General features: G+C 70.3%; 6 protein-coding genes, 2 tRNA genes and 1 pseudogene. 4 read left to right on the plus strand and 5 right to left on the minus strand.

Going from position 1 to position 15078, the window contains the following annotated elements:
- Nucleotides 1-342: 342 nt before the first annotated feature.
- Nucleotides 343-2346, minus strand: coding sequence for a serine/threonine-protein kinase (locus AWX74_RS07270; RefSeq protein WP_242666118.1), 2004 nt, complete (start codon nt 2344-2346; stop codon nt 343-345).
- 31 nt (nt 2347-2377) lie between these two features.
- Complete coding sequence (locus tag AWX74_RS07275) at nt 2378-6811, minus strand: NACHT and WD repeat domain-containing protein (protein WP_242666119.1); 4434 nt, start codon at nt 6809-6811, stop codon at nt 2378-2380.
- A gap of 641 nt (nt 6812-7452) precedes the next feature.
- On the opposite strand from AWX74_RS07275, the gene AWX74_RS07280 reads away from it, so the two are divergent.
- Together AWX74_RS07280 and AWX74_RS07285 are read left to right on the plus strand one after the other, a co-directional pair.
- Nucleotides 7453-7527, plus strand: a tRNA-Asp gene (locus AWX74_RS07280).
- Nucleotides 7528-7555: 28 nt separating this feature from the next.
- A tRNA-Phe gene (locus AWX74_RS07285) sits at nt 7556-7629 on the plus strand.
- A gap of 547 nt (nt 7630-8176) precedes the next feature.
- Here AWX74_RS07285 and AWX74_RS42430 read toward each other — a convergent pair.
- Nucleotides 8177-9175, minus strand: a pseudogene (locus AWX74_RS42430) (recombinase family protein); the annotation flags it as partial.
- Nucleotides 9176-10304: 1129 nt separating this feature from the next.
- Between AWX74_RS42430 and AWX74_RS07300 the strand changes: the two are divergent.
- Both AWX74_RS07300 and AWX74_RS07305 read left to right on the plus strand, forming a co-directional pair.
- Nucleotides 10305-11159, plus strand: a complete 855-nt coding sequence (locus AWX74_RS07300) for a hypothetical protein (RefSeq protein ID WP_131799419.1) — start codon at nt 10305-10307, stop codon at nt 11157-11159.
- Nucleotides 11156-12151 (plus strand): replication-relaxation family protein, encoded by a 996-nt coding sequence (locus tag AWX74_RS07305; RefSeq protein WP_091273059.1) that lies wholly within the window; start codon nt 11156-11158, stop codon nt 12149-12151. Before AWX74_RS07300 ends, AWX74_RS07305 begins: the two co-directional genes overlap by 4 nt.
- A gap of 668 nt (nt 12152-12819) precedes the next feature.
- On the opposite strand, the gene AWX74_RS07310 is transcribed toward AWX74_RS07305, so the two are convergent.
- Both AWX74_RS07310 and fxlM read right to left on the minus strand, forming a co-directional pair.
- The gene (locus tag AWX74_RS07310; RefSeq protein ID WP_091273062.1) at nt 12820-13704 is read right to left on the minus strand and encodes a class I SAM-dependent methyltransferase; all 885 of its coding nucleotides are present in this window, start codon (nt 13702-13704) and stop codon (nt 12820-12822) included.
- A gap of 3 nt (nt 13705-13707) precedes the next feature.
- On the minus strand, nt 13708-14907 hold the full coding sequence (gene fxlM / locus AWX74_RS07315) for a methyltransferase, FxLD system (RefSeq protein ID WP_091273064.1): 1200 nt from the start codon (nt 14905-14907) through the stop codon (nt 13708-13710).
- Between the last annotated feature and the right edge of the window lie 171 nt (nt 14908-15078).

Raw genomic sequence — 15078 nt, forward strand, 5'->3', positions numbered from 1 at the left:
CCCGCGCGGTGCCGGGAACCCGGATCGCCCGTGTGCGTACGGAGACGGCCTGGAAACCAGGCCCACGAACGGCTTCGTGATGAGCGCAGCGATCTGCCGTCATTGCAATTAAGTCGTCACTTCTGGTTACGGAATCCCCCACGCGCCCATCTTGCTCCGGTCCTTGGCCGGGCGGAATACGGACCACTGTGGTCCCGGGTGTGGCTGTGTGCTCCCGAGCGTGCCGGCTCCGCCGCCGCTGCCGAGCAGAACCTGAGGATCGTGGTCGTTGCGGCGACCAGAATCCTCAGATCTTTCGAGCTTCGGCTTCGGCTCCGGGTGGGGCCGCGCAGGTGGTCGGTGTCAGAGCTGAGGCAACTGCGCCGGGGTGACGACCGTGACGCGGTTGCGGCCAGGCTGGGCGATGTACAGCGTGCCGTCCGCACCGACGGCGACCTGCCTCGGATCCCCGACGGGCACCACCCCGGGCCGCGACGCGATCACGGCGACGACTCCGTCCGGTCGGACCGCCAGGACCCGCTCCCCGGACGGGTCGGCCACGTAGAAGGTGCCGTCGGGGGAGAGCGCGAGACCCGTCGGCGTCCCCATGTCGGTGCTGGTCGCGATGCCGCCGTCGGCCGCGGGACGTCCCCCGTAGCCGGTGCCGGCGATCGTCTCGACCCGCCCGTCCAGCCCGACCCGGCGGACCCGCCGGTGCTCCGGGACGGCGATGAGCAGACGTCCGTGGGAATCCGTCGCCAGTGCGACGGGCCGGCCGATCGCCGCCCGCTCCGCCGGCCCGCCGTCACCGGAGAAACCGGCAGAGCCGGTACCCGCGACCACGTGGGCGGACCCGTCCAGGTCGATTCGCCAGACGCGGTGCCCGTCGGTGTCCGCGACCAGCAGCGTGCCGTCCGCGGCGACGGTGACGGCCCGCGGACGTCGCAGCGGCACGGAGGTCGCCACCGTGATGATCGTCCCGTCGGGTCGCACACGGCGGATACGGTCGTTGAAGGAGTCCGCGATCAGCAGCGATCCGTCGGGGGCGAGCGCGAGGCCGGCCGGGCTGTCCAGATCGGCCGCGGTGGCAGGCCCTCCGTCGCCGCCCAGCCCCGCCTTTCCCGAACCGGCGACGACGGCGACGACGGTGGGAGCGCCATCGGGGCCGGTCGCGGGGCTGGCTGCGGGGCCGGCCACGGGGCTGGCCGCGGGGTCGATGCGCAGCACGCGGTGCGCGAGCGGCTGCGAGACGTACAACAGGCCTTCGCCGCCGGTGGCCAGCCCCAGCGGGCTGTCCACGCTCAGGTGGACGATTCCCCGGCTCGGTGTGCCCGCCCCGGCGGTCCGTCGGCCCACCCAGCGGCGTAGTCGGCCGCCGGCCCGGTGCACCGTGTCCGTCCGTGGGACTGGAACCCGAACCGGAGCCGGAGCTGGAGCTGGAGCCGAGGGTATGGGCGCGGGCGCTGCCGGGAACCGCGTCGCGGGTGGCGCGGACGCCGCCATGCTACGGACGACATCCGGAATGTGCAGGGGCGAGGTGCAGGCGGTCAGCCAGCCCGGCCCGAGGTCGCGGGCGGCCGCGTGGGCGAGGGCCAGGGCGAGGTCCAGCGCGCTGCCGGGCCGGGCTGTCGGCTCGGGTTCGAGCGCGTGCCGGACGACGCTGCCGATCGCGGGAGGCAGCATGCCCCTGTCGGGCTTCGGCGCCCTGGCGCGGCCGGGGGGTGTGGGTGCGAAGCCGGCCGGCCACGCCACCGGCGGAGTCCGTCCGGTCAGCAACTCGTGGAGGACGACACCGAGCGCGTACAGGTCCGTGGCGGGGCTCAGGCGCGCCCCGGTGAACTGTTCCGGCGCCATGTACGCCGGGGTACCGACGATCGTGTTGGGTCCGCCGTCACCCGCGGTGGTCGCGGCCATTTTCGCGACCCCGAAATCGGTGACCTTCAACGTGCCCTCGGCGGTGAAAAGAACGTTGTCCGGCTTGATGTCGCGGTGGATCACCCGCTGGAGGTGGGCCGTGTCCAGGGCCGCCGCGATCGCCAGGCCGTACCCGACGACCTCGGCGATCGGAAGCCCGCCGGCGGCGCGGGACCGCAGGGTCCCACCGTCGCACAGCTCCATGACGAGCAGGCCGAGCCCGTCGTCCTCGACATAGTCGAAGATCTCCACGATGTGCGGATGACGCAGCCGGGCGAGCAGCCGCGCCTCCGCCGGAGCGACGGCCGGCAGGGCGAGGACCTTGACCGCCGTGCGCCGGTCCAGCCGGATGTGCCGGGCCTCGATCACCATCCCGAACCCACCCGACCCGAGCACACCGAACAGCTCGTAGCCCGGCAGCGCGGCCTCGACCCGGGCGCGATCGAGGATCACGGAACCACCAGATCAACCCGTGTGGCGACGATCAGTCACAAGGCGGATCGTAGGGGAGATCGGGTACGAACTGCCGCCATTCCGCCTCCGTGATGCCCACGCCGGCCCGCTCGCAGATCCGGTTCCCGACGCGGTCGACGTCCAGGTCCCATACGACCCCGGGCTCGGTGGCGACGGCGCCCACGAGGCGCTGGCCGTCCCGGGTGAACGCGATCGCGACGACTCCGGCCTGGTCACCGGCCGACCGGGCCAGCTTCTCGACCAGCTTCGGATCATCCCGGTCGGTCACATCCCACACCCGGACCGTGTTGTCGTTGCTCCCGGTGACCAGGTACCGCCCATCCGGGCTATACGCCACGGTGAGCACACCGATCGTGTGCCCGGGCAGATCCGCGAGCTGCCGGGGCCTGGCCGGGTCGGTGACGTCCCACGTCGTCGCGAACGGCCCGGCGGCGCCGACGGCGAGGCTCCGCCCGTCCGGAGCGAAACGGACCTCCCACACCCCGCCGGGGAACTCGGGCAGCTCCGAACGCGGCCGCAGCCGCCGCGGGTCCGACACGTCCCAGATCCGCACGGACCGGTCCGCGGCCGACACCAGCGACCTGCCGTCCGGCGAGAAATCCAGGAAGCGGACGACGGAACGGTGCCCGGCCACGGAAGCGAGCCGCCGTGGGCCGGTCGGATCGGTGACATCCCAGGTCTCCACCCTGGACTCGAAGCCGACCCCCGGGTTCGTGCTGAACCCGCCGACGGCGAGGGTCCGTCCGTCCGGGCTGAACAGCACCCGCGACGACCCGCCCGGCGGGCCCTCCACCGCCGCGAGCCGCCTGGGCCGGCCCGGATCGGTGATGTCGTAGAGGACGAGATTCGAGATCGTGCCGACCGCGAGGAGACGCCCGTCCGGGCTGAAGGCCGCCGAGCCGGTCAGATCGTTGTCATCCACGAGGACGTCCGCCACCGCGCTGAGCAGCCGCGGCGCGTACGTGTCGGTGACGTCCCACAGCTCGACCGCCTCGTCCGCGGTCACCGCGACGACACCCGTCGCGGGGCTGACCGCCAGTTCCTGCTGACCGCCGTTGCGCCCGATCAGGGCCGGGCCGGGCATCTCCCAGACCCGCAGCGCACCGTCGGCCGAGACCGAGGCCAGCCGGGTGCCGTCCGGGCTGAACGCGACATCCCACACGTTCGGGCCCTCCTGCAGGAACGTCAGCCGCTCGTCGCTGACGTCCAGGTCATAGATCGAGACGCCGAGGAAGCGGTTGCCGGCGATGGCGACCAGACCACCAGACGAACCGGGTGAACCGGGTGAACCGGACGGGCCGGACGGTGCCGCCGCCACCGTCGTCAGCCCGGCGGTGCCGGAACTGCCCCGACTCGCGTACGTCAGATGCATCGGATCGGCCCCGGTGAACTTGCGGACGTAGCCGCTCAGCCCGGCGGTGTACACGGTGCGGCCTCCGTCGGCGAACGCGATCGCGCGGACGGCGCCAGCCTGGTCCTCGCTCGGGCCGCCGTCCTCGAACAGCGCCGCCACGGGCAATGGGTTTCCCGGATCAGCCACCGACCAGACCAGCGCCGAGCCGCCCCTGTCCCCGGCGGCCAGATACCGCCCGTCCGGGCCATACTCGACCGCCATGATCGGCGCCCTGTGCAGGAACAGCTCGCCGGCCTTCACCGGACGGCGCGGGTCGGCGACGTCGAACAGGTAGGCGGTGTTCCCGTACCCACCGACCGCGAGCTGATCGGACGTCGGGCTGAACGCCAGGGCGTACACCTCGGTGTCAGCCTTCTCCAGCGTCGTCAGCAGCTTCGGCGCCGCGTGGTCGGAGAGGGACGTCCGGTCGGGGAGGGACGTGCGGTCGGAGATGCCGGAGATGTCCCACAGCTTGGTCAGGCCGTCGGCACCGCCGGTCGCGAGCACCGTTCCGTCCCGGTTGAAGGCCACCGCCTTCACCGCCCGACCGTGCCCCCCGCCCCGTTCGTCCGGGATCCGCGCCAGCGGCGTGGTCCGGCGCGGATCGCGGGCATCCCAGATCGCGGCCGTCCAGTCGTCACTGCCCGTCGCGATCAGTGAGCCGTCCGCGCTGTAGGCGACCGTGCCCGCCGACTTCGTGTGCGCCAGATAGCGACTGGGCACACCGGCGCCCCCGTTGAACGCCGACAGCACCGCCCCCCGTGCCTCCGGGGTGTCCGCGGTGCGCAGCGCGACCAGGGCGAGCTGCGCGGCCAGCGCCGGATTGTCCCGGCGCGCCGCATCCGCCTGGGCTGCGATGCGCTGCGACAGCGCCCGGTCCCGCTCCCGCGCCGAGGAGACACCCTGGTCGTAGGTGACACCGGCCAGCGCCCCGGCCACCAGCAGCAACACCGCCAGCGCGGCGACGAGCTGGCGCAGTCGCCGCGCCCGCCGGGCAGCCGCCCGCTGCCGTTCGGCCTCCGCACGCACACTCTCGTCGAAGAACCGTCTCGCCGCCTCGGACAGCACCCGGCCGCCGCCGACCCCCGCCTTTGCCAGCTCACCGACCGCCGCCTGTGCCAGGTCACCGACCTGTGCCAGCTCACCGACCCACTCGCGCGCCGCGGCGAGACGGCTGCCGGCGAACAGGTAGGACGGATCCCGCCCGTTGCGCTCCCACACCTCCGCGGCGTCACTGAGCTGCTGCGACGCCACCGCGCCGGTGCGGTCCATGTCGAGCCACTCACGCAGCCGCGGCCACGATCGCAGCAGTGCCTCATGCGCGATCTGCAGGCTGTCGCGCTCACCCTCGGCGTCCGCCTCGACCAGCCGGGCGTCGACGAGGACGTCCAGCACGGTCGCCGCCGCGGCGGAGGGAACCTCCGCCAGCAGCGTGGCGCGGCTGACCCGCCGCCTGGTGTCCGCGCCGTTCTCGCCAACCCTGATCATGCGCATGAGCAGCGGACGAACCGCCTGCTGAGCCTCGGCGTCCAACCGGGCGTAGGCGGCCTCGGCCGTCTGCGCGATCGCTCCCGTCAGCCCGCCCACCCGCAGGTAGTCCGCGACGGTAAGCGAATCCGCACCGGCCGGTGCGCCGGTGCCGGAGCGCGTACTGCCGCCGGTCTGTGCCGGGGCGTAGGGGTGCGCGCCGGAGTCGGGGTGCATACCGGAGTCGGGGTGCGCACTGTCGTCAAGGCACGCACTGTCGTCAGGGTGCGCACCCGCGTCGAAATGGGCGAACCACGTGGCGCGCAGGGCGTGGGCGAGAAGCGGCAGCGACCCCGGGTCGGCGACGAAGCCCGCACTCGCTCTCGCGGCGGTGCCCGTGCTCGTCCCTGTCCCTGCCCCTGACGTCGTGGTGGCTCCAAGATCGTGAAGGACGAGCTCGACGAGCGCCGGCTCGACCTCGCGGCCCACCGAACGGGCTGGCCGCACCACGATCTCGCGGATGTCGTCGGCGGCCATCGGCCCGACCACGATCTGGTTGACCTGCAGCGCCTCCACCAGCTCCGGGAAGGCGGCGCACGGCCCGTAGAAGTCGGCCCGCAGGCCGAGCACCACGACGACATCCCCCATGGCCGTCGCGCACAACGCCCGGACGAACGCCTCCCGCTCGGCATGGTCGTCGCAGTGGGTGAAGATCTCCTCGAACTGGTCGACCGCGATGACCATCCGTGGCCGGCGCGTCAGGGCTCCTTGCGATTCCGCCGTGCCCGCCGTGCCCGCTGTGCGTCCTGCTGTGCCGGTGCGAGCTGTGCGGGATCCGGCCGTCGGCCCGCCGGTGCTGACCGTAGTGTCGCCTCCGGCTGCTCCGGAGCCTGCCGAAGCCACTGACCGGTCGGTCTCGGCCGACCGGTCGGTCTCGGCTCGCCCGGCCAGAAGCTCGCCGAGGATCAGTCCGAGTCGCTCCGGCTCGCCCCGCAGGCCGTCGCGAAGCACGCGCGCTATCGCGGGCATCCCGAATGCCTCGACGGTTCGCTGGACGAGGTTCTCGAGCGGATGCTCGCCGGGTGTCATCACCAGCCGCAGCCATTCACCCGAGCCGCTCACCGCCCCGCGGGCAAGAGCGGGCAACAGCCCGGCACGCAGCAACGACGACTTCCCGGACCCCGAAGCACCCACGAGCACCAGCGGCCCAGGCCGTGACGCCGCCGACTCGACCTGGGCGAGGAGATCGGAGACCAGCTGGTCACGCCCGAAGAACCACTGCTGACTCATCTCGTCGAATCCCCGCAGGCCCGGGTACGGGCAGGCGGCGTCTTCCGCGTCTTGCGCGGGCAACGAGGCGGCGGCCGCGGTTTCCACCGACGACGCCGCGGTCTCCGCCGATGACAACGCGGAGGGAGGTCGAGCGGTGGCGGCCACGAAGCTTTCCGGTGACGGCGGGAGCGGCGGAGGGCCCTCGATCACCTGGGTCGGCACGGCCTCTTTGACGACCAGCGGAGGCGTCCGGACCAGCGCCGCCTCTCCTGCAGGCGCTGTGACGTCCTTGGCGTCGGTCGCTGGAGACACCGGGGAGCCGGTCTCCACGTGGCCGGTGGCTTCCACGACGCCGGATGTCTCCGATTGCGGCTGCGACGCTGGTCCTGAGGGTGCTCCAGGTCCTCCGAGCCCCGCAGGACCTGGGGGGACCCCGTGGCCCTTGCCGAGGCCATCATGATCAGAGGCCTCGGATGCCATGGGACCCTCGTTTCCGCCGCCAAATCGGAATCGTCCGTGTCGTAACCAATTGTGCACTCAGGCGATCCGACCGGGGCGTCGGTCGGCTGATCAGCGGAACGGTCCGGGGGCTGCGGCCGACGTATCTCGTGGTCAGCCACCCGGGGCCAGGTTTCCCTCGGGCCCATGCCTGCGAGAGAAGAAGCCGGGCGGGCCAGTCGCCAGACTCCCCGGCGCCCACGCCGCCAGTGCCGGCACCTGCCCACGGCCGAACCGACCCGGTCCAGCCGCCCAGACCCCTCGATCCAGGTGCTCGACCAGGCTGTGAAAACTTCCCGTCCCCCAGCGGCCGGATGGGGCGCAGCGTCCTGTAGCATGACCTCCAGTTCGACAGTCGCAGGTCCGGGGCACCGGCTCAGGCGATCTGGAAAAGACATTTGGAGCAAGGCCATCCGATCCTCTAGGATGGGCAGCACACAACTGAAGATGAACATGGTCCCGTGGTGAAGTCTGGAGTTCACGCCGCCCTGTCAAGGCGGAGGTCGCGGGTTCGAATCCCGTCGGGACCGCGTTTTTTGAGCACCACATGCAAGACATGGGCAGGTAGCTCAGTCGGTACGAGCGTCCGCCTGAAAAGCGGAAGGTCGGCGGTTCGACCCCGCCCCTGCCCACAGGATCTGGCACAACCCGAACCATGTCCTGGTCGGGAATGCGGAACGTCGGCGTGATGTCCGACCGCGATCTTACACGGATCTCTTCGATCAGTGCGTGTAGGACTGCCCTGCGTAGGGGTTTGCCGCCTTCTTTCGCTGGAGCTCCCGCCAGCAAGGTCAAGATGAGATCCTGGATGTCGTCGATCTTCGCGAGTGGCACCGGATCGGGCGGTTCCTCCACCATCTCAATTTTGATCTTGTCGTGTTCGTCCTGGACCTGGCCGAGTTGCGTCGCCAGTTCCCGGATGCGTTCTCCGCAGGTCTCGTCAGGCATGGTGCCTGCCTCGAACGCGGTCTGGTACTTGCGGATCTTGCCGCGGATCGCGTTGATCTGGCCTTCCAGCCGGGCGAGGTGTTCGCCGTGGTCTTTCTGGGGTTCCGCCGTTCTCGTCTGGTGGGCGGCGATGGCGGCGTCGAAGATCGTCGAGTTGCTGTAGGTCCTGATGAGAGCGTTGAGGACGGCGTCCTCGAGGGCCTCCGCGGGCAGCCGGTCGTTGTCGCAGCGGCTCTTGCCGAAGCGTTGCCGGTTGTGGCAGATGTAGTAGCGGTACTCGCGGGATCGTCCGTGCGCGAGGGCTCCGGTGTAGGCGGCGTTGCAGCGGTCGCAGACGACGCGGCCGGTGAGTTCGTACTCGGCGGGGTTCGAAGCGCGCAAGCTGTGATCTCTGGATCGGGCGTCGAGGGTCTTCGCGGCCTTGGCGAACGTCTCGCTGTCGACCAGAGGTGTGTGCGGGGCTGGGTGCCAGGAACCGTCGTAGTAGATCTCCCCGGTGTAGACGCGGTTCCGGAGCAGGGTCGTGATGTAGCGGTCGGACCAGAGTCCTCCGTCGCGGGTTCGCAGCCCCTTCTCGTTGAGATGGTTCGCGATCGCCTTGCTGCCGAGACGGCGCCGGGTGTACAGGTGGAAGATTTCCTCGATGACGAGCGCCTGATCGGGTACGGGGACGAGGAAGAGCTTGTTCTCGTCCACGGTGTAGCCGTATGGCGTCCTGCCGGCGTGCCATCCACCCTTGGCGGACTTCGCGCGCAGCGCCTTGCGAATCCGGTCGATCATCGCGGCGCGTTCGAACTCGGCGAACATGCCCAGAATCTGCATCAGCATGCGCCCGATGTGGGTGGATGTGTCGAACGGCTCGGTGGCCGATCTGAACGTGACGCCGGTCTTGTCGAGCTCGTCGACGATCTGGCAGAGAACCCGTAGCGAGCGGGCGATGCGGTCGACCCGGTAGACGAGAAGGACGTCGTAGCGGTGGGCTCGGGCATCCGATATTGCCTGGAGCAGCCCTGGGCGGTCCATGGTGGCACCGGACTTGCGGTCGCGATAAATCTTGACGATGGTCCAGCCTGGCTGGCTCGCGACGAACTTCCTCAGCCCGGCTTCCTGCCCGTCCAGGGAATAGGGCTGGTTCTCTTCATCGGTCGAGGCCCGGAGGGAAAGCGCCACCCGGACAGTCGGTTGCGGCATGGCTGAAGCCCACAGGGTGCCGGAGTCCGGCGTGGTCATTCGTCGCCCCGGCTGTCGCCGGTTGCAGGGTTGCGGTGTGGGTGGTGTTCCCCTGCCAGTTGCAGGGGAAGTGTGTGGGACATCGGCTTCTCTCGGTCCTGTCCTGTGGAGTGATGTCGTCGGATCGGCGACGGCGATTTTCGCTCGCCGTATTGGTGGTGTCAAATTGTCTCAATTTCCGGAGTTATTCCCTGATGGGGAACGGACCCGTCGGGCGGGAAATTCAGGGCGATGAGGTCGGCGAGAAACTGAACGGCATCGGTGAATTGCTGGGGAGTCATCGTGGTGAGGAGGGCCGGGCGCAGGGGAGGTAACCCGGAGATCGACCTGCCCGCCTTTGGCGGTGGCGGGCTGGGCGCCGCCGGTTGGTGCGGAGCGGGTCCGTCAGGGGCCTGCTGGGTACGACGAGTGGATCTGCGGGGCCGGGTGGGTTCCGTTCCGAACTCCTCGGAGAGATCTGCCGGGCCCGCGCCGCACCCCTGACTCCCACCAGCGGAGAGACACGATTCTGACGAGGGAGTCTGACGGTGATCTGACTGTTGTTGCGTCTGCAACTTGTGTCAGATCACCGTCAGATCATGTTCTTGCAGGTCAGAGCCTCTGTCAGGCCTGTTGGCGGGGTGCAGGCGGGGGCAGGCAGTGGGCGCGAGAGGAAGGGTGTCCGCAGGCGCGGTGACGTGGGGCCACCGGATGCCTGGGCGGCGCGAGTGTTGTGGAGGGCGACGAGACTGAGAGGGGATCAGTCGGTTGCCGTGTCGGCCGGAGAGGAGAGAGGCGGCGAGGCGGGTCGTGGCGCGGACGGCGGTGACGAGGTGGATGGCAGTGGCGGTGTCCACGAGCGGGTCGTCCGCCGCGCCGGCGGGTACGGACCGCGACGAAGCCTCTCGCCCGGGGGTGGTCGTTTTTCGTGAGGGCACTGAGATTGCGGAGAAACGTGTGCGGCGTGGCCGGTAGGGCGGACGGCCGATGATGATTCTGGTGTCGCGTTCAGGTAGCGCGGGACAACCGAGGTGGCGGCTGGCGGCCGGGGTGGCTGCTCGGGTCCGAGTGAACTCCAGGGCGTCTGACGGTGATCTGACACAGATCTGACACAGATCTGACACCTGATCATTCTTCGTCTTCGGAGGTGATGTGTCAGATCACCGTCAGATCACCGTCAGATCGCTTCCGGACGCTCTTTGACGCCGTCTACCTGGGCGTGGACGAGTGTCAGATCACCGTCAGATGCGGTGTGGCTTCCTGGGAGCCGACGGAACACCGGCTCCAGAAATGGGAGACATCCATCTTGCTGCGCGACACTGACAACGCCCCGGCGTCATCGTTGGATCGGCCTGAGATCGTCCTGGCGCTGACGGAATCCCAGGGAGGATCGGGGGTGAACGGCGCCGATACCCCGACGCGGGCGGATCGGTGGTTCGGTCCGCGGGAGACGCGGGCGGAGGTGACCGGGCCGCGGACACTATTGGCGGCCCGGAGCGCCACGGGGGAGTTTCTTCCGCGTTCGTGGGAGCCGAACGCGTGCAAAGCCGAGGAGGTGGGGATGGTGATCCCGGCGCTGTGTCATAGCGCTGCCACGCCGGCCCCCTCCTGTCGCGGGGACATCGCCGACCTCGGCGAGGAGATACCGATCGGATTTAGCGATGTGTTCGCCAGTTTGCCGGCCGCACAGGCGGCCGAACGGAAAGTGATCAGCCCGAGATGCGGCCGCCTGCCGAAGGTGCATCATTCGCGGGGTGCGGCGTTGGCCCAGGTGCCTGCCTCTGTGCGGCCCCCCTCCGGCGGGGATGTACCCCTTCCCTCCGGCGGCCCCTCCGCCGGGGGCTCCGACGAAAGACCGGAGCAGGACACGGCGCTGACGGCTGTGGATCGCCTGCTGATCGACCAGGCCGACACCGCCGCGTCTCGGGTCACCACAAACCGGCACACCCGCGTGCTCGAAGCCGGGCGTGGTCTCCGGCTCGCGCCGGTGGGAGGCGGCCAGTGAGCGGCGCCGAGCAGCGGCTGCTGGCGGTGGCCGGGCGGGTGACCAGCCGGGACCGATGGATGCTCGCGATGCTGTACGAACACCGGGTCCTGACCAGCCACCAACTGACCCGCCTCGCGTTCCGCGGTGACCGCATGGCCCGGATGCGCCTGACGACCCTGCACCGGCTCCAGGCCGTCGACAGGATGCGCCTCTACTACGGCCAAGGCCGCGGCACTGGCCCCTACCACTACATGCTCGGGCCGGTCGGCGCGGCGATTCTTGCCGCCGAGCGCGGCCAGAGCATCGCCGACCTCGGCTACCGCCGCGACAAGCTGCACGCCTGGATGAGCTCGCCACACCTCGGCCACCTTGTCGGCGTCAACACCGTCTTCACCGCCTGGGCGTACGCCAGCCGCACCCGCCCCGACAACGAAGGACTGACCGTCTGGTGGTCCGAACGGCGTACCGCCACCCTGTGGCAGAAATGGATCCGCCCGGACGGCTACGGAACCTGGCAGACCGCCCAGCGCCGGCTCGACTTCTTCCTCGAGTTCGACACCGGCAGCGAATCCCTCTCCCAGGTCGTCCGCAAGATCCCCGGTTACACGAGGCTCGCCGCTTCCAGCAACCTGATCAGCCCGGTCCTGATCTGGCTGCCGTCCGCGTCGCGGGAGCGGGAACTACGAGCCCGGCTCGCCACGGCCCCGACGGGTGTCGTCGTCGTCACTGCCGCCCCCGACCCCCTGACCGCCCCGGCGACCGCGGCCGACCCGCCTGACCTCGCCCCTGCCCGGCGGGTGTGGTTGCCGCTGCACACCGCCATCCGCACCGACCTCGACGGACTTGCCACCCGCTACGGCATTTCGATCCCCGCCCGCTCCCCAGCCGACGACCCCGACCCGCACGGCGACTACGAGGACCACGAGGACGAGGTCGAGACGGACCCGGCACCAACGCCCCGCCTACCCGCGCCGCGGTTCGGGCCGCGGTCGCCCCTCGGTCCGGCGTGAGCCGCCTTGCCGTTGGACACGCCGCGCACCGTGCTGGCTGCTGTTGGCGCAGTCGAGGCCGCCTCTGGGCGCTGGGGCGCCCAGGGGCAACCCCGGAGAACGAAGATTCGTGTTCCACGCCCCGCACGTCACGGGCATTACCCATGCTGGAATTCGTATACGCGAACGCGATATGAATATGATGGGCGTGGGTGCCCGGCTCGCTGTTTCGTGGGAAATTTTCCCGCCTCGGTCGGCCCGGCGAGCCGCGTGTACCGGAGTCCTCTCCTGCCATGCAGGGCGAAGCGAAACCCCCACCCTCCGTTGTACCCTCCATTATTCCTGCGGATATCTACTCCAATATTCCCTCCAATTAGGGGCGGAGGGGGAGTTGGATGGTAAAAGCACAGGTCAGCCGGCCTGCGGCCCCCTCCGATGGTCGGCCAGGCTACGCCGCCCGGGGCCTGGAAAACTCGTGCGGCGGCCCGGCGCCCGCGCTGGGGGCGGACACCGGGCCACCACGGTGTTCCGCATCCGGGCGGCTATCAGGCCTGGCAGGGCGCCGGTTCTTGGTGCTGTCGGCGGCCTCTGCCCGCGATGCCACGTGGACCCAGGCCGCCGGCGGCGCCGGTCTGCTTTCAGAGTCTCGGCGGCTTCCCGCCGGGCCATCCGCGGTCGCAGCCGTGCCGTCAGCTGGTGGTATCTGGTTTGGCCATGGTGAGGTAGGCGAGGGGAGTTTCCAGGATGAGGGGGCGTCGGCGGGCGGTCGAGCGCCACGCCTCGGCGTACCGGCGGGCGAAGGCAACGCCCAGAACGCGACTGATCGCCTGGTAGGCGGACTCGCCCGCCGGGCCCTCAGTGCGGAGCGCGGCGTCGGCCGCGGCCACCCCCACCAGGGGGACGGTGACCGTTTCCTCGGTGTATTCGATCTGGGCGAGGCCGGCGAGGCGCGCATTCCCGACCGCGTGCGGCACGGTGAAGGCGTGGGCGGCCGGCCGAACCCCGGCGAGGACCCGTTCGGCCTGGGCCACCTCGTGTGCGCTGAGCCCGTCCAGAGGGACGGGCCTGCTCTGGCCCAGCAGGAGCTCGCAGACCGACAGCCGCCCACCCGGTTTGAGGACACGCGCGATGTCGATCAGCATCCGGCGGGGGTGCAGGAGCGGCGCGAGGACGCTGCGGCCGATGACCGCGTCGACGCTCGCGTCCGGCAGGGGCAGGGGGCGTTCGGTGAGGTCCCAGACCGACCCCCAGGTGTGGCCGTTCTCCGGGGTTGGCCGGATCCGGTGCTCCGCTGCGGCCGTCGGGGTGAGGGTCGTGACGCTGCCGCCGGGGAGGACGGTCCAGAGCGCGGCACGCGTCAGGGTCGATGCCTGGCTCAGGTCGACCAGGTCCTGTCCGGGACGGACTCGCGCACCCGCGAGGACCGTGGTCTCGACAGGAGACAACCGGCGCTGGGCGTCGGGATGATCCTGATGACGGCGCACGATCAGAAGATTCGCATCGGCGTGTCCGGCGGCGAAGCGGCCGGTGAGCCGGCCGCTCCGTGCGGGTTTGGAAGGACGTGGGGAGGCCATGGATCAGTCCCAGGCGATCAGGATGTGCGCGGAGGGCAGGTCGAAGAGCCGGCCGGGTGGCGGGGACTTCCAGACGGTCCCGCGGGGGTAGACCTGGATCGTGGGGTCCTCGCCGCGGCGCTCCGCGTCCCAGACACGGACATCGTGAGCGAGCAGGTCCGCGAGCCCGCCCCGATCCGGCCCGTAGGCGATCACACCGATTTCCAGCTCTGCATCGGTCGTCTGCCCGAGGGCGAGGAAGGCGATCGTGTCGTCGGACCAGACCGCCGACACGCCGGTTGGGATGGCCGGTGCGACCGGGGTCCACTGATCGGCGATGGCGTCGGTGTGGAGCCGGCCGTAGGTCGGCTGGACCGTCGCCAGCCACAGATCCAGGCTCGGCAGCAGGCTGTCGTCAGGGGCGAGGATGACACCGGTCCGCACCGTGTGACGCGGCCCGGCGAGCGCGTCACCCAGGACGTCGACGTCAACATCCTGGTCGGTGCCGACGTCGAGCCGTACCCCGCCAGCCACGGTCACGGCGGTCCGCCGGGGGACACCGAGCCCCTGCATCTGCCCGAAGCCGTACGGTCTGATCACGTCGGATGTCAGGGCTCCACCGACCTTGCTGAAAGCGACCGTGCGGGTAAGACCACGCAACTGCAGCGGGATGACGATCCTGCCGCCTTCGACGAGCTGATCTGTCCAATCCTGTGGCACGTCCAGCGCGTCGATCGTGACGATGATCCGGTCGTAGGGGGCGCGGAGTCGGAAACCGAAACGTCCGTCACCGATCAGCGCCGTGATACCGGTGTAGCCGGCCGTTCGCAGGCACTCATGCGTCCGGTGAACCACGGCCTCATCGATGTCGAGGCTCACCACCGAACCTGTCCGACCGGCCAGCCTCGCCAACAACGCGGCGTTATAACCCCCGGAACCCAGCTCGAGAATCCGGTGGCCGGGCTCGACGGAAAGCATTTCGAGCATCGCCGCGACCACGGAAGGCTGGGACACCGAGCCTAGAGGATTGCCGTCGAAGTCGCGTCTGGTCACCATGACCAGGTCCTGGTACGCCTCCTCGAGCGAAGTGTCCGGCAGGAACAGCTCCCGCGGAACAGTACGCACCGCCGCCTCGACCGGGGCCGACACCGGTTCGGCGGCCAGGATCTGATCGACCATCGCGTTCCGCAGCCGCACGGGCGAGGCGTCCGCGGTGGAGGACATCACGATGCCACCGCTGGGAGCAGATCGTCGTGCCGGCCGTGCTCCGTCTGTGCGGTCCGGGCCGTCGTAGTGCTGCGTCACCGCGGCCCCGTTAGTGACCGGGCCAGTGCCCAGTGGTCTCCCGTCCCCCCGCTCCAGCCCGGGCAGCGTGCGCCGTGATGGCCCCTTACC

Origin of the sequence: Parafrankia irregularis (genome assembly GCF_001536285.1) — a bacterium.
Taxonomy (GTDB): domain Bacteria; phylum Actinomycetota; class Actinomycetes; order Frankiales; family Frankiaceae; genus Parafrankia; species Parafrankia irregularis.